We start from the raw sequence: 21378 nt of genomic DNA on the forward strand, positions 1-21378 counted from the left end.
GAAAAAAGTGCGGTGGCAGTGGCAAGAAGGATACACCTGTTCCCATGCCGAACACAGAAGTTAAGCTTCTTCGCGCCGAAAGTAGTTGGTGGGAAACTGCCTGCGAGGATAGGGCGCTGCCGCGCGAAAGCAAGAGTCAGACGGAAGTCTGGCTCTTTTTTGTTTTGCTAGGAAAAGCAAAACTTGAACCAAAATTTTGGAAATCGCGGATTATAGACAGGTATAATTAGTTAGTGTGCAATAGGTGAAATTTTAGGGGGATTGGTAAGATGGACAGATTGGCATATTGGTGTATTTGGCTCAGGCGCCGTTCTTTTTTCAGAATGGCTCAGCGAACCTTTTCCACCCTGATGCCGCTGGCGATGATTGGGGCCTATTTTCAGGTCCTGCAGGACAGCGTGTTCTCGCCAGAAAGCTTTATTTACAACTTATTTGACTTTGACAAGCTCATGAGCGACACTTTCTGGGATATCGGCATGAGCTTGTCGCAAAGCGTGGTGCAGGTGATCTTCAGCCTCTTTGGCATCTATGTGGTCTACTTCGCGGCGGCTTTTACGGCCGACTTGTACAAAAAGGACCACACCATGGCTGGGATCAGCGGAAGCACGATCCTCCTGGTTATCAGCTATTTGACCCAGATGGGGAAGACTGGCCGGGTCTCCTTGTTTCAGTCTCCTTTCTTAAGCATTCAGTATACCCTGATTGCCTTGGTGGTCGGCTACATCGTGGGGCAGATCTTTCACTGGCTGGCTCCGGCTTATGAGCAAGTTGACTATGAGCATGCCCGGATGGTTCAGACCCGTGCCTTGAATGCCTTAAAGCCCAGCACCGTCAGCATCCTGATCGGGGCCGCGGCTGGCGGCTTGGCCTACTGGCTGGCCAGCCAGGCCGGCAGGACTGGCAGCTTCGCCGCCTTCTGGTCGCCAATCGAAAATTCCAACAATCTCCTGGAGATCGTTCCCGCCACCATTCTGGCCAGCTTCTTGAACTGGATCGGAATTGAGTCCCCAATCGCGGACATGAGCAACCTGACTACTTCCGCGGCTGCCACGGCCAACTTGAACTTCGTCCTGCGGCGGGGGTCGGTCTGGAACGTACCTTACCGTTTTCTGGGCGGATCCTTGATCTACTCCTATGGGACCATGGGCGGCTGTGTGGCCGTTTTGGCGATACTGCTGGCAATCTTGATCTGGGGGCGGCGAAGAGAGGCGGAGACGGTTTCCAAGCTGAACCTGATCCCGGTCCTCTTCAGCTCCGCCCGCGGCTTTATGATCGGCCTGCCGGTCGTCTTGAACCCCATCTTTTGCCTGCAATTGACTATTCTGCCCGCGTTTAACGTCCTGGTGGCCTCTTTGGCCATCGCCTTGAAGATCGTGCCGACGCCGGTCTACGCGGTCCTCACGGGGACGCCAGGGCCGCTGACGGCCTTTTTCGCTACTAACGGCAACTGGCCGACCCTGATTTTCTCGATCTGCCTCTTTATCGCGGATATCCTCTTGATGGTGCCAGCCGTCAAGCTGGACAACCACGCCAAGCGGCTCTTGCAGCAGTATGAACGGAAGGAGGACCAGCATGTTTAAGCAAAAGGCCCGCTTTCGCTGGCCGGAAAGCCGGAACTGGCGCCTGATCATCATCGTCTTTACCTTGATCATTCTCTTGGCCGTGCCCGGCTATTCCTGGATGAAGAAGACCAACAAGGCCCATGCCGAGCGCCAGCGCTCCAAGCTGTCGCCAGTCATCATGGTACCGGGCTCCAGTGCCACGGTCGGCCGTTTCAATGAACTGGTGTCCTTGCTGAACAAGCACACGCCTGACAAGCACAGCCTGCTGAAGGTGGAAGTCAGCGAGGACGGCGGCTTGACCTATACGGGCTCAATCAAGCGTGGGGACAATGAGCCCTTTATCGTGATCGGCTTTGCAAACAACCATGACGGCTATGCCAATATCAAGAAGCAGGCCAGCTGGCTGGACAATGCCTTTTACGAAATCTCGCGGAACTACAAGTTCAACAACTTCAAGGCTTTTGGCCACTCAAACGGCGGCTTGATCTGGACCTACTGGCTGGAGCACTACTACAGCCAGTACGATTCGGACATCAAGATGAAGCGGCTGATGACCCTGGGGTCGCCGTACAATTTTAATGAAAAAAGCATCAAGAACAAGACCCAGATGCTGTCGGAATTCATCAAGTACCGCAAGCGCCTGCCCAAGAGCCTGATCGTCTACTCCCTGTCGGGGGGCGAAAACTATGAATCTGACGGGATCGTGCCGGAAAACAGCGTGGAGGCTGGGAAGTACATCTTCCAGAACCAGGTCAAGAGCTACACGACCATGACCGTGACCGGGGTTGACGCCCAGCACTCCAGTCTGCCGCAGAACAAGCAGGTCGTCCGCCTGATTGAGCAGTACCTGCTCAGCCATGACGCGGCCGGACCGCAGGCGGCAGGCAGCCAGCGGAAGCAGTAACTTTGCCACTTGGCAAAAGTCGGCATTGACTGTATGATTATTAGTAAAAGATTAAAAAAACAGCAGCTAACAGCAACGGCAGTCAATGCTCTTTTCCCTAAGAAACAGAAAGGGCGGAAACATGAAGATAAAATTGATCGCAGTCGACCTTGACGGGACCCTCTTGAACTCCAAGAAGGAAGTCAGCCCCAAGACCCTGAAGGCCTTGAAGCGGGCCCGGGCCCATGGCATCTACGTGGTGCCCCTGTCCGGCCGGCCTTTGCCTGGGGTGCTGAAGGTCTTTGAGCCTTTTGCCTTCAAGGCGGATGAAAACTTCGCCATTTGCTACAATGGCGGCTTGGTGCAGCGGATGGACGGACAGATTCTCCATTCCAGCGCCCTGACTCCGGAAAACGTTGACCACCTGATTGCCTTGAAGCGGCCAGGGATCATGGGGCCTTATCTGATGAACACCGAGGACTTTTACGTTCCCAAGGGGGCCAGCAAGTTCGGCGTTTCTTTCGTGGCCAAGGCCCGCAACATGGGGGTCAAGGTCATGGAAGACGAGGTGGACTACCAGATCATCAAGGGCGAGTTCGTCTCGCTGCCAAGCCTGATGAAGAAGTTTAGAGCTGCCTTGCCACCAGCAGCGGACAAGGAATTCACCATTTCCGCCAGCGGCGGCCAGTGCTTGGAATTCAACACCTACGGCACGACCAAGGGCAATGCCTTGACCTACCTGCTGGATTATTTGGACATTCCGCAAAAGGAGGCCATGGTCTTTGGGGACAACAACAATGACCTGTCAGACTTCAGCCTGCCTGACGTCTTCAAGGTAGCTATGGGCAATGCCATTCCGGAAATCAAGCAGCGGGCCGACTACATCACCGCCAGCAACAATCAGGATGGGATTGCCAAGGCCGTTGAGCAGTTAGTGGACATGGAGGACTAGCACATGAACAAACCTGTTATCGGGATTTCCGGCTCAGAAGTAGCCATTACCGGCGGCCCCTTTTTTGGCGAGCCCCGGACTTACGTCAACGCGGCCTACGTGGATTCGGTCTACCAAAACGGCGGCATCCCCTTGGTGATTCCTTTTACCAAGGGCACCAGTGAAATGGCCCAGGAGCAGCTGCAGGCGGTAGACGCCCTGATCCTGTCCGGCGGCCACGACGTTGACCCCCACCTGTACGGGGAAGAGCAGGATCCAAAGAGCGGGGCGACCTGGCCAGACCGCGACAAGTTTGACATCGCCCTGTTAAAGGCGGCTGAAGCAGCCGGCAAGCCCGTATTGGGCATCTGCAGGGGAGCGCAGATCATCAACGTAGCCCATGGCGGCTCCATGTGGCAGGACGGCTCCTTGCGCGGCAAGTATACCTTGAAGCACATGCAGGGCACCCGGCCGGACGTCGGCAGCCACAAGGTGACCTTGCGGGAAGGGACGCGCCTGGCCCAGATCTTTGGCCAGACCGAGCTGCTGACCAACTCCTTCCACCACCAGATGATCAAGGACGTGGCCCCGGACCTGGTTCTGGCCGGCTGGGCCAGCGACGAGGTGCCGGAAGCCCTGGAATCCCGCGACGGGAAGGTCATCGCGGTCCAGTGGCACCCGGAAGAGATGCACGCCAACCCGGCTCCGGAATCATGGATCATGAACAAGATCTTCAAGTACCTGATTGACCAGGCGCAAGCGCGATAAAGAAGTCAAAATGCTGCAAGGACTGCCTCCTTCAGCATTTTTTTGCAGAAGGCAAGTGCTTTTAAAAAAAGCAAAAAAAGTTACACGTGAAACAAAGTGAGAGGACAGGAAAAATGAATCGGAAGCAGCACGGCATCATGCTGGCGGTAGTGGGGGCCTCCTTGTGGGGGACCTCGGGCACGGCGGCAGAGATGCTTTACCAGCATGCCAACATCAACACCTTGTGGCTGGTCGGCGTCAGGGCCTGGCTGGCTGGGGTCATGTTTTTGCTTTTCAGCTACCTGCGGGAGGGGCGGAAGATTTTTGCCATTTTCCATGACAAGCATGACCTGCTCTATGGGGCCCTCTATGGCCTGTTCGGGTTAGTCGGCAGCCAGCTGACCTACTTTTACTGTGTCCAGCTTTCCAACGCGCCCACGGCCACGGTGCTGGTCTTCCTGGCTCCGGTTTTGATCATTGCCTTTATGGCCGCCAAGACCCGGCAGAAGCCGCGGCGGGTTGACCTCCTGTCGATTGCCGTGGCCTTGGTGGGGACCGTCATCCTGGTGACCAATGGCAATTTGGGCCACTTAGCCGTCACGCCGGCCACCCTGTTCTGGGGCTTTCTTTCAGCCGTGACCCAGGCCGCCGACATCATGATGCCGGCCAAGCTGTTCAAGAAGTACGGGACCATCGACATCCTCAGCTGGGGCATGCTCTTTGGCGGAATCGTCCTGACGCCGGTCCTGTTGGCTGTCCCGGCCAAGCACGTCACTTTGCCTGAATGGGGTCTGGTCTTGTACATCGTCGTGGCCGGCACCCTGCTGGCTTATGCCTTGTACCTGTCCTCGGTTTTGTACATTTCAGCGGCCCTGGCCGGGATCCTGGAGGCCTTTGAGCCATTAGTCGCGACGATCTTGTCCGTGTCGCTCCTGGGCAGCGACTTCGGAATCATGAAGATGGTCGGCGGGGCCTTGATCGTGCTGGCAACGGGGATGCAGCTGCTTCCCAGCCCCCGCGGGACCAAGCTGCGCCGCAAGCAGGCTTAGGAAAAATAAAAAATTGCCTGTTATTTCTGTTGTTTATTAAGGCTTAAAAAGGTTATACTTAATCTATTAATATTTTTTTAAGCCTTTATTTTGACAGGGGGGACGGCAATGAACGGGGAACTGGATGCCCGGACCGGGGTAAAGGAGACGATTCCAACGGTCTTGGGCTATATCGGGATCGGCCTGGCATTTGGGATCATCGCCCACACCAGCGGCTTTACGGCCCTGGAGGCGACTTTGATGTCGCTCTTGGTCTACACTGGGGCCGGGGAATTTGCCCTGGTCTCCATGTACGCGGCCGGGAGCTCGGTTTTTGCCATCGCTCTGGCGGTGACCTTGATGAGCTCGCGGATGCTGCTGATGTCCCTGACTTTGGCGCCCAAGTTCAAAGAGGAGCGGCTGGTCAAGAACCTCTGGCTGGGCTTTCTGCTGACCGACGAGACTTTTGCCCTGGCCATCACCAAGCTTAACTATACTGACGGCAAGCTGTCCTATGACTGGCTGAACGCGTCAAACCTCATGGCTTACCTGACGTGGGCCGGATCCAGCTGCCTTGGGGCGCTCTTGGGCGGCCTGGTGCCGGACACCAAGGCCCTGGGCCTGGACTTTGCTGTCGCGGCCATGTTCCTGGGCCTGCTGTACCTGCAGCTGATCAGCGACAAGGCGGTTGAATTCAATCTGCAGCTGATTATGATCGGGGTTACGGCCCTGTTGACCTACCTGGGGATGATCGTGCTGCCAAGCAACGCGGTCACGATTGTCGTTACTTTTGCCGGATGTTTGTTAGGAATGGGGATCAAGCATGCCTTTTTCAAGTAAATTAATCGTGACCTATCTGGTCTGCTGCGCCGCGATCACCTTCTTGCGGATCGTGCCCTTTATCGTCCTGAAAAAGTTCGCCATGCCCAAATGGCTGATGGAGTTCCTGCAGTTCGTGCCGATCGTGATCATGACCACCCTGTGGTTTAGCTGCCTGTTCACGGCCAAGCAGGGCCGGCTGCCTAAGGTCGACTGGCAGTACGCCGGCGCCACCGTGCCAGCCCTGGCCGCGGCCATTTTAACCAAGGACCTGCTGTGGATCGTCATCGCCGGCGTGGCCAGCCTGGCCTTGATCCGCTTGTTTTAAGAGAAATAAGACAAACAAAGCTAAGAAAATAAAGCCACCTGCAGAAAAAGCAGGTGGCTTTTGCTTTTTTAAAATTATTTTCCAAAGAAGGACGATTTTTTCTTGCAAAAAGATGAGAAAGGGATTAGATTATAAACAAGTTAAAAGTACTAAAGAAATTCAAACACCAGAAAGAGCAGAGTAGACCAAGCTTCCGCCTTAAAGAGAGTCAATGAACGGTGAGAAAGTGGCACGCGGGGCTTGGAACGAAAGTAGGCTTGGAGTGGTTAATGCGACGCGTCTCGCGGAGCGTTAAATGGGTTCGCCCTTTACAGCGTCAACGTCTTGGCTGGAGCAGTCCGGCCAGTACGGGGTAAGGTTGCTCTGGCGACAGGGCAATGAATTAAGGTGGTAACACGCGAGACGCGTCCTTGCAGAAGCTCAGCTTCTGCTGGGGCGTTTTTTTTAGCATTTTTAATGACTCGAGATTAGCGCTGATCTCCAAATTTCACTGTTGTTTTCGTTTTTACTGGAAATTTAGGAGATTCAATCATGAAGAAACTGCAATTAAAACATTATTTGATTATCGCATCATTGATTTTTGGGATGTTCTTTGGGGCCGGAAACCTGATCTTCCCAGTACACTTGGGCCAGCTGGCCGGCAGTCACTGGCTGCCAGCCGCGATCGGCTTCATCATTTCCGGGACCCTGATCCCCCTGGCTGCCCTTTTGGCCCTGGCCATTACCAGAGCTGACGGGATCTACGGCCTAGCGTCGCCATTAGGCGGGGGCTTTGCCTTGACCTTCTTGATCCTGGTCCACCTGACTTTGGGGCCGCTGTTCGCCACCCCGCGGACCGCGACGGTGCCTTTTGCCATGTTTTCCGCCCACTTCCCGGCCGCCATGCAGCCTTGGGCCTTGCTGATCTACTCCGCTATCTTCTTCGGGATCGTTTACTACGCGTCCTTGACTGAAGGCAAGATCACTGACAATGTCGGCAAGATCCTGAACCCGGCCTTCCTGCTGCTGCTTTTCATTATGTTCTTGTTTGCCTTTATCAATCCAATGGGCTCAGCCGCAAGCACCAGGGCTGCTGCCGGCTACGCGGGCGCTGCTTTCCCGAACGGCTTTTTGGAAGGGTACAACACCTTGGACGCGCTGGCTGCCTTAGCCTTCGGCGTTACGGTTGTTTCGGCCATCCGGGCCTTTGGCCTGAAGAAGGAAAAGGATGCCTCACTGGCCCTGGCCAAGACGGGCTTGCTGGGCTTCCTCGGCATCGCTTTGATCTACTTCATCTTGATCTGGCTTGGGGCAAGCAGCCTGCACTATTTCAAGCTGTCAGCCAACGGCGGCATTGCTTTTGCCCAAATCGCCAACCACTTCCTCGGCCTCTTTGGTGAAGCCCTCCTGGCCCTTTTGGCCACTATCACCTGCATGTCATCAGCGATCGGCCTGGTTGTTGCCTTTGCCCAAGACTTCCACAAGCGTTTTCCAAAGATTTCCTACCGGACTTTCCTGACCTTTAACTGCGGCATTTCCTTCCTGATTGCCAACTTCGGCCTGAACACCATCATTTCCTGGTCAACCCCGGTTTTGATGTTCCTGTACCCGATTGCCATCGCTTTGATCTTCTGCGGCCTGACTTCCAAGCTGTTCAAGAACGACAGTATCGTTTACCGCTTCACCATCTTCTTTGCCCTGATCCCAGCAATTTTTGATGGGATCAACGCCGCGCCGGCCCTGATCGCCAACACGGCCCTGGCCAAGGCTATGATCGCCTTTGCCAGCCACTGCTTCCCATTCTTCTCACTGGGTCTGGGCTGGCTGACCTTCGGGATTGCCGGCTACATCATCGGTCTGAGCGGCCACTTGCTCAAGCAGCACCTGGGCCAGACCGCCAAGCAGATGGAACTGAACTAGTCCAGCTGCTTAAAAACTCCCATTTTTCCAAAACGAAAAAATGCAAAAACTCCAGAGCCGCGGCTCTGGAGTTTTTGCGTGGAATTTTAAAGCTCATCCAGGCAGAACTGGCTGCCCAGCAGGCCATTGCGGCCATTACCTTTAACCGAGTAAAGGTTGCGGTCGGCCTGGCGGATCATGGCCTGCACCTGGGCCGGCGTCAGGGCCGTCCCTTGCACGTAGCCCACGGAGATGTGAATGGAGAAGTAGAGGCCCAGCAACTGAATGTGCTCCAGGGCCTGGCGGACCTTGGCGTCCTTTTCCTTAATCTCCTCATCGCTCAAGCGGTCGCAGAGGATCAGGAACTCATCGCCGCCGTACCGGTAGCAGTGCCCGATCCCGTAGTTCTCCAACAGGACTTGGCTGATGCTCTTCAGGACCTCGTCGCCGTAGCGGTGGCCATAGTTGTCGTTATAGTCCTTGAAGTGGTCGATGTCGATCATCATTACGGTGATTGGCTTCTTGGTCAGGTACTTGAAGTCACGCTCGAAATTGTGCCGGTTCTTCAAGCTGGTCAGGGCGTCCATGGAGGCTTCCTTTTCCAATTCAGCGATCCGCTTGGCGGTGTGGGTGACGTCCAAAAAGAGGCCCATCAAGCCAGCGGTCTGCTTGTTGGAGTAGACCGGTGCCTTGAAGGTCAGAATGTCCCGGACCTGCCCCCGGGCATGGGTCTGACCCATGGCGCGCAGGGGGATGCCGTCTTGCAGGAGCTGCTGCTCGTTGCCGTCAAAAGCCGCCGCGTTGACGTTGAAGCCCAGTTCGTCATCCGTATGGCCGACCACGTCATTGGCGGTCATGCCGTAGTAGTCCAGGAAGTACTGGTTGACGCCCAGGAAGCGGAGGTCCTTGTCCTTCCAGAACATGCCCAGCTTGATGCTGCTGATGAGCGACTTCCAGACGTCGTTCTTTTTGACGTCATGGGCCACGCTGCCATAGAAGTCGCTGAGCTCCCTGATCGGGTGTCCGTCGATTTCCGCCAGGATGGCCTTGCTGTCGTTGTAACTGGCAACCAATTGCATCTGCACCTGGTAGCGCAGGCGGTCCTTGGTGGTCATGACCCAAGAGGCAGTGTCGCCGGCTGACTCGCAGCTGGCTGCGGCGTCCCAAAAGCGCAGGGCATTGTTGGACGTGCGGGCATGCAGGGCATCCAGGAAGGCAGTTTCCGTCCCATAGAGCTGCTTGGACTGCTGGCGGCCGGCAGGATTGACGTAGACCAGGTCGAGCTGGCTGTTTCTGACCAGGAACAGGGCAACGGGGAAGGAGGTGCCCAAGGGCGGCGTATGCTTGTTGAAGAAGCGGTAAGAGGGATCAAACACGTCAATCGAGTTGATCTCATTGTAGAACCAGGACTCGCCCATGCTTTGGGTCTGCAGGCCCGCCCGGTCCAAGCGCTTGGTAATTTCCTCGTAGGCGGCTGGGGCCATCAGGTACTTGCCCTGCATGAGCAGGCAGCCCAGACGCCTGATGAAGCTGTATTGGTCGTAAGTCTCCACCCCTTTAAAAAGCGGCCGGCAGCCCAGGCGCTTGCAGAGGTCGATCGTGCTAGTCAAAACGGTCATGGATTTTTGATTTTTGATATCCAGCTTATTCATATCGAACTTGACGAAGTCAAAGTCGAAGTCGGCCAGGGCGTTGATCAGGCTGTAGCTGCTGGTGCGGGTATCGAAGGAGTAGATGTAGCCTTCAGCCTTGAGCCGGGTGAGCCGTTCTTGGATCACGTCTTTGTCGGCATCATCAGCCAGGGCCAGGTCAAAGCAGAGGTAATGGCGGGGAATCTGGTATTTGGCCATCAGCTCGTTGACGTTGGTCAGAAAGTCGTCGTCTTCCAGGTCATCGGCCAGCAGGTTGATGACCAGGGGGATGTTCAGCTGGTTTTCATTGCGCCGCTGGCTCCAGATCCGGCAGGCCTGCTTGAGCACGTGCAGGTCCAGCACGTGGGTCAAATGGACCTCTTCCAGGTAATGGAGAAAGTCCTTCGGGTAAAGGACGCCAAGCTTTGGGTCGTCCCAGCGGGCAAAAAGCTCCAAGGCCACGGCCTTGTGGTTGAAGACGTTGACCATGGGCTGCACGTCGACTTTAATCCAGTCGTCAGCCAGGGCCTGGGCCAGGTGGGTCATGATGTAGTCCCGCTTAGCGAAGCGCTCTTTGACCCGGCTGTCGTAGAATTTGCAGGCGGTCTTTTCGCTGCTGGACATGGACAATAGGGCCAGGTGGGCCTTGTCGACTGCGGAGACGGCGTATTCCTCTTGGTCAGCGGTCAAGTAGACCCCGCAACGGATGGCGGTCAGGTGGTCGGCCGCGATCTGTTTCATTTGCCGGTTCAGCTGGCCAATCCGTTCTTCCAGACCGCTTCTGCGGGTAATGATAACGAACTGGTCTTGGGAATAGCGGCAGATCAGGCTGTCAGTAAAGACTTCCCGCATCGCCTGGCCCAGGCGGTTCAGCAGAATGTCGCCCTTGACGTAGCCAAAGCGGTTGTTGTAGGCGTTCATGTTGTTGACGTCCAGGAGAATGGCGGCCGCGACCCGGTGCTCTCTTTGCACCTGGTGAAGGAATTTGCTGCCTTCAATGTTGAAATGGTTGATGTTGGGCAGGCCGGTCAGGCGGTCGACCTGGCTGCATTGCTGGCAGGATGTCTCCAGTTCTGCTTCAGCTCCGCTGGCCGTCAGGTCAGCGTAAGCCACGCATTGCAAAAAAGCCCCATTTGGCGCGGCAAAGGGGTTTCTGGTCGCCAAAAGCCGGTGGTAGCTGCCGTTGATGGCAAAACGGAAGAGCAGCTGGCCGGAGTTCTGACGGCAATTATGAATAAAAGCCGTCATGGCCTGCCGGTCGTCTGGGTAGACACGGCTGAAACTATGCTGGTTTAAGTAATTCATGGCCTCAGTCCGGGAGCTCTGGACCATTTGGCAGTAACCATCTGAAACGAGCAGGACTTGATGCGCGGTGCCTGAAAGCTGGTAGACAAGTAGGGGGAAAGGTGAGTTTTCATAGAGCTTGCGAACGCGCGGGCTAAACTGATAATCTGCATCTTTCATCGTCAATCATTCACTCCTAAAGTAAATTTATCCAAGCGAGTTAGTATAACCTAATTATAATACTTGTTATTGAAAATAAGCCAAGGCATAGGCTCGTTTTTCAGCTGTTTTCTAAGACTTTTAAAAAATGAACAAGAAAAGCAACTCTTTAAAAGCAAAATGATAATAGGCAAAATGTTATATAACAATATATATATTGTTATATAAGCCGCCGTGCGGCAAGATAATTCACTTTCCCCGCGGCGCGACAAAAAAAGCCTGGCGATTTCTCGCCAGGCTTTTGCATGTCTGTTTTAAGGAGGATTGAATTACAGTAATCGATTATTTTTCTTCAGTGATGACCAGTTCGCCGTCCTTCATGTCCGCGTGCAGGTGCTTGACGTCAAGGTGGTCAAGGTAGAAGTCGGTGACCTTGTCGCGGATTTCCCGCTCGATCACTCTGCGCAGCGGCCGCGCGCCCATAGCTTCATCGTAGCCTTGCTCGATCAGGTAGTCCTTGGCGGCTTCGGTGACCGTCAAAGTGAGCCCCTTCTTGGCCAGGGTCTTGTTGACGCTGTCAAGCATCAAGTTGACGATGTCCTTCAGGTCTTCCTTGGTCAGGTGGCTGAATTCGATGACCGCGTCGAAGCGGTTCAAAAATTCTGGTCTGAAGTAAGGAGCCAAGCGGTCCAGCAAGTCTTGGTCATGGTCAGCGCCGCCAGTCAGCTTTTCATTGCCGAAGCCGGCGTTAGAGGTAGCGATGATCACGGTGTTCTTGAAGTTGACCGTGTTGCCTTGCCCGTCAGTCAAGCGCCCGTCGTCCAAAACTTGGAGCAGGAGGGTAATGACTTGCGGGTCAGCCTTTTCAATTTCGTCCAAAAGGATGATTGAGTAAGGGTTCCGGCGCACGCGCTCAGTCAAGGTGTTGGAGTTGTCGTTGTAGCCCACGTAGCCGGCTGAAGTCCCGATCAGCTTGGAGACGGCCGTGCGGTCAGCGTATTCAGACATGTCCAAGCGGATGATGGCATCCTTTGAGCCGAACATGTCCAAGGCCAGCTGCTTAGCCAATTCCGTCTTGCCGACCCCGGTCGGGCCCACGAAGAGGAAGGAGCCGATTGGCCGGTTGCCTTCGTCAAAGCCGGCCCGGTTTCTGCGGATGGCCCGGGCAACGGCTTCCACGGCCTCATCTTGGCCGATGACCTTGCCCTTCAGGCGCTGGCCCAGTCCCTTGAGCCGTTCAATGTCGCTGGCCCCCATCTTGGCAACCGGAATGCCGGTCAGTCTTTCCACCGCGGCAGCCACGTCGTTTGGAGTGGCAACCGTCTTGCGCTGGTCATGACTGTCCGTGATCTTCTTTTGCAACTTCTCGATGTTGACCTTGTGCTTCAAGGCGCTTTCGTAGTCTTCTTTTTCAGCGGCCTTTTCCTGGGCCTCTTTTTCAGCCTTGATCTGCTTTTCCACGGCCTTGACGTCCGTTACCGGATGCTGGGCGGCCAAGTGGGCCGCCGTCATGTCCAGCAGGTCGATGGCCTTGTCAGGCAAGGATCTTTGCGGAATGTACTGAACTGAGTAGTCGACCGCGGCCTTCAGAACGTCGTCTGGCAGCTCCACGTTGTGGTGCTTTTCATACAAGGGCCGCAAGCCTTGCAGAATCTTGCAGGTGTCTTCCGGACTTGGGGCATTGACCGTGACTTCGTTGAAGCGCCGGGCCAGGGCCGCGTCCTTCATGATCGTGTTCCGGTACTCATCTTGAGTGGTGGCCCCGATCACGGTAATTTCGCCGCGGGAAAGGGCCGGCTTCAAGATGTCGGACATCCCCTTGGAGCCGCTGCCGTCGCCCATGCCGCCGGCACCCAGAATCTGGTGGATTTCATCGAAGAAGAGGATCACGTTGCCCCGTTCCTTGACCTCCTTGACCAGGTCCTGGATGTTCTGCTCGAATGACCCCCGGTACTGGGTTCCGGCTTCCAGGCTGGAAATATCAATGGAGATGATTTCCTTGTTCTTGATGGATTCCGGCACGTCGCCGTTGACGATGGCCTGGGCCAATCCTTCAACGACCGCCGTCTTCCCGACGCCGGCATCACCGACTAAGACCGGGTTGTTCTTGGTCCGCCGGGACAGGATTTCCGCCGTTTCCTGAATTTCCTTGTTGCGCCCAATGACTGGGTCCAGCTCACCCTTGCGGGCGGCTTCGGTCAGGTTGCGGCCCAATTTCTCCAAGATCCCGCCAGCGGTTTGCTTGCCGCTCTTTGGCGCTTGGGCCTCATTGCCTGGCAGGCGGCCGGTCTTTTGGTATTCCGCGAATTCTTCCGGGCTGACCTGGCGGCCGTTGATCAGGTAGCGGCGGTTTTCGGAATTGAAGCCGCCCATCCCGTTCATTAATTGTCTAAAGAGATCATCCATGTCGTTAAAATCATTAAAATCGTTGTAAGCCATCTTTGTTGCCTCTTTCTAAGCGTGAGTAAAAACAGCATTTAGTTCGTCTGTCGGTAAATTAGCCTACATAAAAAGCCCTTTGCATTAATCAAAAATCAAAACACAAGGACTTTTCAGCGGTTAACCAACCTTCAATTATTTGTCATCGTCACCGTCGTCCGTTTCATCTTCACTGAGATATTCGGTCTCCAGCTCCTGCAGCACCTGCCACATGGCTAAGTGCTGGGCCCGGGCTAGGGCGTCCAGGTCGCGTAGGTTGATTGAGGTCGCGTTGGACTGGTGCTTGTTGAATGACTTGTGAAGGGTTGTGTAGCCGTAGCCTGAATCTTTCGCGACGCGATAGATGGTCAGGTGGTGCTTGTCGAGGTATCGAATGATATCGATCTTCATGTCTTTCACTTCCCTACGCCAATTATTATAACACATCTGTGGTATAGCACAAGTGTGAAATAACATTTTTTTGCGAGATTTTGGGCAAAAAAAGACCAAAAGCCAGCTGGGCCGGCTTTTGGCGATGATTGAATTAAGCTTTGAACCCGGAAAACTCTTGCCGGGCTTGGGTGAGCAGCTGGCTCAAGACTTGGGTTTGGCGGAACAGGTCGCTTTGCTTGAAAAAGGCCCCAAAAAAGGGCACCGGCTGAGCCGGTGCCTGCAAAAATGCTTATTCAGCTTGGGCCAGGCGCTTGTCGTGCCGGTCCAGGATCATGTTGACGATGGCCTTGGCCACGTTCTCGTTCTTGAGCATTGGGCCATGGGACCAGGAGCCGATGAAGTTCTTGTAGCGAACCCCGTCTTCCTTCTCCTCATGGTTGTTCCCGTAGCCTTCAACCACCTTGGCGAAAGGCTTGAGCATGGTCCGGTCGTCCAGGAAGGTTTGGCCGGAGTGGTTTTCAAAGCCGACAGTTGGCCCCCATTCGGTTTCGTACTTGGTGTCGCCGATCATCCGCTTTTCCGGGTCGAACTCCGTATGCAGGGGCAGGATGCCCAGCCCCTTGATCTTAGTCCCGGAAATCGTGTTATAGTAGGTCCCCATCAGTTCATAGCCCCCGCAAATGGCCAGCATGGGGTTGTCATCGTTGATGTATTTTTCCAAGGTCTCCTTGAAGCGCTGCAGGTCCTTGGCCACGATGCTCTGCTCGTAGTCCTGCCCGCCTCCGAAGAAGACGAAGTCATAGTCGTCCGCGTTGAAGGATGAGCCCAGGGAAATGTTGTCGACATTGGTCTGGTAGCCTTGCTTGCCCAAGAGGAAGCGGAGGATCTTCACGTCGCCGGAGTCGCCGTAAGTGTTCATCAAGTCTTCATAAAGGTAGGCGATTTGGATAATGTTTTCTGCCATCGGTAGTCTCCCTTTTCTAAGTCATTGCATTTAGTATAAACTAATCATCAAAAAATAGGTAACATTGGCGCTTTTTTAGGCAAATCGCAAACATTCGCCGTGAAATATTCTTGCCTTTCAGCCAAAGTAGTCTAGACTTGAATGGTAAGCGTTTTCGATGAGGAGGACAAAAATGGCAGATAAATACATATTGGCGATCGATGAAGGAACGACTTCAACCCGGGCCATCATCTATGACCACCAAGGCCGGCAGGTGGCTTCAGCGGCCCGCGAGTTCCCCCAATACTTTCCGGAGCCGGGCTGGGTTGAGCACAAGGCTGAAGAAATCTGGAACGCCGTGCAGATCACGGTTTCCACGGCCTTGATCAATTCCGCCATCCGTCCCGACCAGATTGCCGGGATCGGGATTAGCAACCAGCGGGAGACGACCGTGATCTGGGACAAGGCCACTGGCCGGCCAATCTACAACGCCGTCGTCTGGCAGTCCCGCCAAAGCACAGCCCTGGCCGAGCAGCTCAAGCGGGAGGGCTATGGGGAAATGATCCGCAAGAAGACCGGCTTGATCATCGACCCTTACTTCTCCGCGACCAAGATCCGCTGGATTCTGGATCGGGTGCCTGGTGCCCAGGAGCGGGCTGAGAAAGGTGAGCTCTTGTTTGGGACCATCGATACTTGGCTGGCCTGGAAATTGACCAATGGGGCCGTGCACGTCACCGACTCCACCAATGCCAGCCGGACCATGCTCTTCAACATTCATGACCTGGACTGGGACCAGGACATTCTGGACTTGCTGAAGATTCCGCGGGTCATGCTGCCGGAAGTGAAGTCCAACTCTGAGGTCTACGGGGAGACCAATCCCTACCAGTTCTTTGGCGGCCGGGTGCCGATTTCCGGCATGGCCGGGGACCAGCAGGCAGCCTTGTTTGGCCAGCTCGCCCTTAGGCCCGGCATGGTCAAGAACACCTACGGGACCGGGTCATTCATCGTGATGAATACGGGCAGCGAGCCCGCCGAGTCCAACAACAACCTGCTGACGACCGTTGGCTACGTGCTCAATGGCCAGGTGACTTATGCCCTGGAGGGGTCGGTTTTCGTATCTGGCTCAGCGATCCAGTGGCTGCGCGACTCAATGAAGCTGATCAAGAACGCGCCGGATTCAGAGGCAGCCGCCTTAGCCTCAAAGGATGAAAACGAGGTCTACGTGGTGCCGGCCTTTACGGGGCTGGGCGCGCCATACTGGGACGCGGAAGCCCGCGGGGCAGTCTTTGGCATTACCCGCGGGACTAGCGACAAGGACCTGGTCAAGGCCACCCTGCAGTCTTTGGCCTACCAGACCCGGGACGTGGTCGACACCATGCAAAAAGATGCCGGAATCAAGATTCCGGCCTTGCGGGTGGACGGCGGTGCATCCAACAATGCCTACCTGCTCCAGTTCCAGGCCGACCTGCTGGGCGTCAAGATCGAAAGAGCCAAGGACTTGGAAACGACGGGCCTGGGCGTGGCCTTTTTGGCCGGCTTGGCCGTCGGCTACTGGGATGACCTGGCCAGCTTGCAGGAGATTGCCCAGATCGGGGCAGCCTTTGAGCCGAAGATGGGGCAGGCTGAAAGCGACCGCCTCTACGCCGGCTGGCAGCGGGCCGTTTTGGCCACGCGCGTATTTGCCCACGGAAATCAGGATTTTGATTAGCTTTTTGGGACAATGAGGTGACAGAAATGCAGACAAAGCGGATCGTCAAGCTGGAGGCTGGCTACAATTGCCGGGATTTGGGCGGCTACCGGACTAAGGACGGCCGCCGGGTCCAGTGGGGGCGGCTTTACCGGTCAGGATCCTTGAGTCATTTGACCAAGGCCGACCAGGCTGAGCTGGCTCGCCGCCGGATCGTGGTGGACTGCGACCTGCGCTCCAGACATGAGCAGGACAGCTACCCGGACCAGATTTGGCCGGGAGCCAGGGTGATTGATACCCACTTTTACAGTGAGGCCGGGGATGAAGAGGAAGAAGCCGAGGCAGCTTGGGCCAAATATTCCGGCAAGGTTCCGCGCTTGTCCTACCTGGCCATGGTCTACCAGCAGAACCTCCTGGCTCCTAGAACTGGCCTGGTGATGCGGAAAATTTTTCAGGAGCTGCTGGCTTTGAAAGATGATGAGGCCCTGATCTACCACTGCTCTATGGGCAAGGACCGGACGGGGATGGTCAGCGTGATTGTCTTGATGGCCTTAGGGCTGGATGACCGGGAAATCATGCGTGACTACCTGTTCAGCCGGTCTTACAGCCGGGACTGGAATGAGGCTGATGAAAATGACCGGCTGGGCCGGCAGATTGCCAAGATGAACCAGACCCAGGTCAGCCAGAGCTCTTTTTATGGAATTACGGAAACCATCCGGCAGATGTGGGGCGGCTTTGACCGCTATTTCACCAGCTTGGGCTTTGACAGGCATGACCTGGAGCGGCTGCGGAACAAGTTCTTGGAGTAAAGGCATAAATAAATAGTGTTATTTTATGAAGAGCTCTGCAATAGAGCGATGCCTTAAAACGTTCATCGAGGTTAGATGAGCGTTTTTTGTGTTTAAGATCTGTGTTATCCGTTTCCGAAGACTGTCTGATAAAGTCAAAGTTTGTTTCATGATTTTGGCAGGCGAATTGCAGGCAACGACTGGAAAAATCGTGTTCTATGATCATGACGGGCATGAGATCAAGGTGTCGCCGCAAGCACTGCATTATGTGCCGCAAGATCCGGTTTTGTTCCCAGCATCGATTTCGGACAACGTCACCATGTTCAAGTCAGAACTTGACGGTCAAGTGGACGAATACCTCCAAAAAGTCGATCCGTCCAAAGACATTGCCAAGTTCCCTAAAGGAAAAGAAACCATCATAAACGTTGAGAAGCAAAACGTTTCTGGCGGGCAGAGGCAAAAGATCGTTTTAGCCCGTGCAGAGCTCAACCGAAGCAGCTTCATTTTGATCGACGAAGCAACCGCGTCGGTTGACCGCGACAGCACGAAGCGGATCCTGCGCAACCTGCTCGATTGCAAGGCGACCATCGTCTTCATTGGACACAATTTTACTGACGAGATGGTCAACATGTTTGACAGACAGATTGTGCTGACGAAATAACCCATATCACTCTGGCTTTGGCTGGAGTGATTTTTTTGCCAAAAATAGCCTGAAAAACTAAAATAAAAGGGAAGCCAACAGCTGCTGGAATTTAGGAAAAGAGGGATGCAGGATGACGCGGCAAAGAGTGATTGAATTAGATCAGCCGGTCAATTTCCGGGACTTGGGCGGCTACAAGGGCTTGGGCGGGCGCCAGGTCAAGTGGGGCAAGATCTACCGGTCGGCTGCCTTAAACGAGATGTCGACGCGCGACATGGCAACCCTCTGCAAGCTGCATATCACGGTAGACTGCGACTTGCGGACCAGCCGTGAGCAGCGGGCTTATCCAGACTTGCTTTGGCCAGGTGCCCGGCTGGTCAGCGTCGGTCTTTACGCTGAGGGGGAGCGGTTTGAAGAAAAGCATGCGCTCCTGCGCTTCTTTCATCATATTCCCGTTTTTGACGACTATCTGCCCAGCATCTACCAGCGGGTTTTGTTGAACAGCCATTCAGAAGAAGCAATTGCCAAGGTGTTTAAAGAGCTTCTGCGCCTGCCTGAGGATCAGGCCTTGGTCTATCACTGCGCTGCCGGAAAGGACCGGACCGGCGTTATCAGCGTGATGATCCTGATGGCCTTGGGCGTTGATGATGACACGATCGCCCGGGATTATATGCTTACGGATGAGCTCTATGACTTCTCTTGGAAGAAGCAGCACCCAACCAATGAAAAGCTGTCCCAGATCATCGCTAAGATGAACGTCACTAGAGGGGAAGGTCCAGCGATTAAGGGGATTACGGAGACCATCCGCCAGGGCTGGGGCAGCTTTGATAAATTTTGGGTAAAGCGCCTGGGTCTTTCTAAGACCGAGCTGGCTAAATTTAGAAAAATGTATCTGGAGGATTAAATGAGCTTAGAAATTTGGCAAGGTGACATTACCAGTCTCAAGGTTGACGTGATCGTCAACGCGGCCAACAAGGAATTGCGTGGAGGAGGCGGCGTCGACGGAGCCATCCACCGGGCCGCTGGGCCAAAGCTGGATCCAGCCTGCCGGGCCTTGGGGGGATGCGAGACGGGCGAGGCCAAGATCACGCCCGGCTTTGACCTGCCGGCCAAGTACGTCATTCATACGGTTGGGCCCATCTATAGTGGCTCACACAGCGACCCGCTCCTGTTGGCAGCCTGCTACCGGAACAGCCTGCGGGTGGCTCAGGAAAACGGCTTGCATTCGGTGGCTTTTTCCGCGATTTCAACCGGGGTCTATGGCTATCCTTTGGGCGCGGCCAGCAAGATTGCCTTTACGGAGGTCCGCAAGTGGCTTAGAGACCACAAGGATTATGACCTGCGGGTGATCATGGTGGCCTATGATGCCCGGACTTACGCCTTATATCAGAAGCTTTTAGGGTAAACGAAAAACAGCTCCAGGAATTTGGAGCTGTTTTTTTTGATGCTGGCTTAAAATTCGTCCCGCTTGAATTCCCGGTAGATCGCCAGGATGAAGACGAAGATGGCGGAAATGATGGCCGGGAAGACCATCCCGCCGACTTGGACCGCGTTGTTGGCGGCAATTTGGGACATTTGGTTCTCAATCGCGTACTGGACGACCCACTTCTTCATCAGGTAGGGAGTCATCATAAATGACGCCGCGGAGATGAGGGAGAAGATGGTCATCACGTGCCGGGAATACGGCTCTCTGAAGAACTGGGACAGGACGCAGAAGGCGGGGGCGATCATCAAGAGGAAGATCCAGAGGATGATCATCGTGCCGGCGCTGGAGTTCATCATTTGCGAGCTGTTGGTAGCGTAGCGGTAGGTCCCCCAAAGCGAGCCCCCGGTCAGGGAGTTGAACAGGCTCAGGAAGTAAGAGCCTTGCTGGCCGTAAGTTCCGTGGCTGTTCAAGACGCCCTGGATCAGGGTCAGGCTGTCCGTGGTCCCTGCGGAGGCAAAGTTGACGCTGACGATCTGGCGCATGTAGGCGGCCAGGAACATGACCGTAGAACCCAGCAACTGCAGGGCCTTGATCATGCTCAGCTTTCTGGAGGCTTTGAGCTTGAATTCCAGGCTCAGCACCCGGTTTGGGTGGTGGGAGCGGCCAATGATAAAGATGCCGATGATGGTCAAGCCGATGATCAGTCCGAGACCGATCCACCACTTGGCCAGGACGCAAAACAAGGCCAGGCTCAGCATAATGACTGAGACGTAAGGCCGGTCAGCGAAAATCTGCCAAAAATTCAGACGGATCTTCTGCTCGCTCCGGGAAGCCCCGTCAGTGTCCAAGCGGGGAACCGCCTTGATGTCTGCCTGCCGCGTCTGGGAGGCGCGTTCTTGTCTTTCTTGGTACTGTCTGCGCGACATTCGTGCCATATAAACTCATCCTTTCGTGCTCACAATCGTACCACAACTTGACTGGAAAGAGTTGCTTTTTAACGGCTTTTTTACCAAATCTAATGAGCCGTGCAGTAATTAAAGTCTAAAAATAAGTTTAGCATGGTTGCCGTTGGCCGGTGATATTTTTGCCTTTTGGATGACCAAAGAAGCTGTAAGCCGAAAATCGTTAGTTGGGTACTTTCCGGGGCTAATTTTTTGCAAATCAGCCGTAGTTGGGTACTTTCCGGGGCTCGTTTTTGTCAAGAAGGCCGTAGTTGGGTACTTTCCGGGGCTAATTTTTATCAAAAAGCCAGTAGTTAGGTACTTTCCGGGGCTCGATTTTTTGCAAAAGGCCGTAGTTGGGTACTTTCCGGGGCTCGATTTTGTCAAATCAGCCGTAGTTGGGTACTTTCCGGGGCTAATTTTTGTCAAAAAGCCAGTAGTTAGGTACTTTCCGGGGCTCGTTTTTTGCAAAAAGCCAATAGTTGGGTACTTTCCGGGGCTAATTTTTCGCAAATCGGTTGCAGTTGGGTGTTTTTGGGGAAAAAATCCCCAAAAAGTCCCCAACTAAGTCAAAAATCGCGCAATTCGTCCCCGCAAAGTCCTCAACTAAAGCCAAAACCGCAAAATCTATCCCCAAAAAGTCCCCAACTAAAGCTAAAATCCCGAAATCCATCCCCGCAAAGTCCCCAACTAAATCGAAAACCGCGCAATTCGTCCCCAAAAAGTCCCCAACTAAGTCCAAAATCACAAAATCCATCCCCGCAATGAAGTGCCCTACAATTGTTAGACATAGACATCTAACGATTGTGGGGTATCTTTATGACCAAATATTCATCCGAATTAAAAGTACAAGTTGCTTCCGATTATCTTAATGGCAGAGGATCATACAAGG

At 54.6% G+C, this 21378-nt stretch carries 19 protein-coding genes and 1 rRNA gene; 14 read left to right on the forward strand and 6 right to left on the reverse strand.

What is annotated here, in order from left to right:
• Nucleotides 1-8: 8 nt before the first annotated feature.
• The 9 genes from rrf (at nt 9) to brnQ (ending at nt 8197) form a co-directional block, all read left to right on the forward strand.
• Nucleotides 9-125 (forward strand): 5S ribosomal RNA (rrf, locus tag FYJ62_RS08520).
• 144 nt (nt 126-269) lie between these two features.
• Nucleotides 270-1580, forward strand: coding sequence for a PTS sugar transporter subunit IIC (locus FYJ62_RS08525; protein ID WP_154549267.1), 1311 nt, complete (start codon nt 270-272; stop codon nt 1578-1580).
• Nucleotides 1573-2466: an alpha/beta hydrolase gene (locus FYJ62_RS08530; protein WP_154549268.1), complete on the forward strand. Its 894-nt coding sequence runs from the start codon at nt 1573-1575 to the stop codon at nt 2464-2466. The genes FYJ62_RS08525 and FYJ62_RS08530 overlap by 8 nt, the downstream gene beginning before the upstream one ends.
• 121 nt (nt 2467-2587) lie before the next feature.
• Complete coding sequence (locus FYJ62_RS08535; protein ID WP_154549270.1) at nt 2588-3397, forward strand: Cof-type HAD-IIB family hydrolase; 810 nt, start codon at nt 2588-2590, stop codon at nt 3395-3397.
• 3 nt (nt 3398-3400) lie between these two features.
• Nucleotides 3401-4144, forward strand: coding sequence for a gamma-glutamyl-gamma-aminobutyrate hydrolase family protein (locus FYJ62_RS08540; protein ID WP_154549271.1), 744 nt, complete (start codon nt 3401-3403; stop codon nt 4142-4144).
• A gap of 113 nt (nt 4145-4257) precedes the next feature.
• Nucleotides 4258-5172: a DMT family transporter gene (locus FYJ62_RS08545; RefSeq protein ID WP_154549272.1), complete on the forward strand. Its 915-nt coding sequence runs from the start codon at nt 4258-4260 to the stop codon at nt 5170-5172.
• Between the two features lie 108 nt (nt 5173-5280).
• Nucleotides 5281-5991 carry an AzlC family ABC transporter permease gene (locus FYJ62_RS08550; protein WP_154549274.1) on the forward strand — a complete coding sequence of 237 codons (711 nt, stop codon included), beginning with the start codon at nt 5281-5283 and terminating at the stop codon, nt 5989-5991.
• Nucleotides 5975-6298 (forward strand): AzlD domain-containing protein, encoded by a 324-nt coding sequence (locus tag FYJ62_RS08555; RefSeq protein WP_154549276.1) that lies wholly within the window; start codon nt 5975-5977, stop codon nt 6296-6298. Before FYJ62_RS08550 ends, FYJ62_RS08555 begins: the two co-directional genes overlap by 17 nt.
• Before the next feature lie 531 nt (nt 6299-6829).
• On the forward strand, nt 6830-8197 hold the full coding sequence (brnQ, locus tag FYJ62_RS08560; RefSeq protein ID WP_154549277.1) for a branched-chain amino acid transport system II carrier protein: 1368 nt from the start codon (nt 6830-6832) through the stop codon (nt 8195-8197).
• Between the two features lie 86 nt (nt 8198-8283).
• On the opposite strand, the gene FYJ62_RS10845 is transcribed toward brnQ, so the two are convergent.
• The 4 genes from FYJ62_RS10845 to FYJ62_RS08590 all read right to left on the reverse strand — a co-directional run bounded on the left by FYJ62_RS10845 (nt 8284) and on the right by FYJ62_RS08590 (nt 15025).
• On the reverse strand, nt 8284-11271 hold the full coding sequence (locus FYJ62_RS10845) for a diguanylate cyclase domain-containing protein (protein WP_229771883.1): 2988 nt from the start codon (nt 11269-11271) through the stop codon (nt 8284-8286).
• Between the two features lie 321 nt (nt 11272-11592).
• Nucleotides 11593-13689 (reverse strand): ATP-dependent Clp protease ATP-binding subunit, encoded by a 2097-nt coding sequence (locus FYJ62_RS08580; protein WP_154549280.1) that lies wholly within the window; start codon nt 13687-13689, stop codon nt 11593-11595.
• Between the two features lie 135 nt (nt 13690-13824).
• A complete protein-coding gene (locus tag FYJ62_RS08585; protein ID WP_154549282.1) occupies nt 13825-14079 on the reverse strand; it encodes a transcriptional regulator in 255 nt (84 codons plus the stop codon).
• Nucleotides 14080-14350: 271 nt separating this feature from the next.
• On the reverse strand, nt 14351-15025 hold the full coding sequence (locus FYJ62_RS08590; RefSeq protein ID WP_154549284.1) for a type 1 glutamine amidotransferase: 675 nt from the start codon (nt 15023-15025) through the stop codon (nt 14351-14353).
• Between the two features lie 172 nt (nt 15026-15197).
• On the opposite strand from FYJ62_RS08590, the gene glpK reads away from it, so the two are divergent.
• The 5 genes from glpK to FYJ62_RS08615 all read left to right on the forward strand — a co-directional run bounded on the left by glpK (nt 15198) and on the right by FYJ62_RS08615 (nt 19524).
• Nucleotides 15198-16712: a glycerol kinase GlpK gene (gene glpK / locus FYJ62_RS08595; RefSeq protein ID WP_154549285.1), complete on the forward strand. Its 1515-nt coding sequence runs from the start codon at nt 15198-15200 to the stop codon at nt 16710-16712.
• A 26-nt stretch (nt 16713-16738) separates the two neighbouring features.
• Nucleotides 16739-17500: a tyrosine-protein phosphatase gene (locus tag FYJ62_RS08600; protein ID WP_154549286.1), complete on the forward strand. Its 762-nt coding sequence runs from the start codon at nt 16739-16741 to the stop codon at nt 17498-17500.
• Nucleotides 17501-17648: 148 nt separating this feature from the next.
• Entirely contained in the window at nt 17649-18140 is a 492-nt protein-coding gene (locus tag FYJ62_RS08605; protein ID WP_154549287.1) for an ATP-binding cassette domain-containing protein, read from the forward strand.
• Between the two features lie 112 nt (nt 18141-18252).
• Nucleotides 18253-19023, forward strand: a complete 771-nt coding sequence (locus tag FYJ62_RS08610) for a tyrosine-protein phosphatase (protein WP_154549288.1) — start codon at nt 18253-18255, stop codon at nt 19021-19023.
• Nucleotides 19024-19524: an O-acetyl-ADP-ribose deacetylase gene (locus tag FYJ62_RS08615; RefSeq protein ID WP_154549289.1), complete on the forward strand. Its 501-nt coding sequence runs from the start codon at nt 19024-19026 to the stop codon at nt 19522-19524.
• Nucleotides 19525-19571: 47 nt separating this feature from the next.
• On the opposite strand, the gene FYJ62_RS08620 is transcribed toward FYJ62_RS08615, so the two are convergent.
• Both FYJ62_RS08620 and FYJ62_RS10670 read right to left on the reverse strand, forming a co-directional pair.
• Entirely contained in the window at nt 19572-20480 is a 909-nt protein-coding gene (locus FYJ62_RS08620) for a cytochrome C5 (protein ID WP_154549290.1), read from the reverse strand.
• Nucleotides 20481-20985: 505 nt separating this feature from the next.
• On the reverse strand, nt 20986-21243 hold the full coding sequence (locus tag FYJ62_RS10670) for a hypothetical protein (protein WP_195837421.1): 258 nt from the start codon (nt 21241-21243) through the stop codon (nt 20986-20988).
• Nucleotides 21244-21378 lie beyond the last annotated feature (135 nt).

Origin of the sequence: Lactobacillus porci (assembly GCF_009695985.1) — a bacterium.
Taxonomy (GTDB): domain Bacteria; phylum Bacillota; class Bacilli; order Lactobacillales; family Lactobacillaceae; genus Lactobacillus; species Lactobacillus absianus.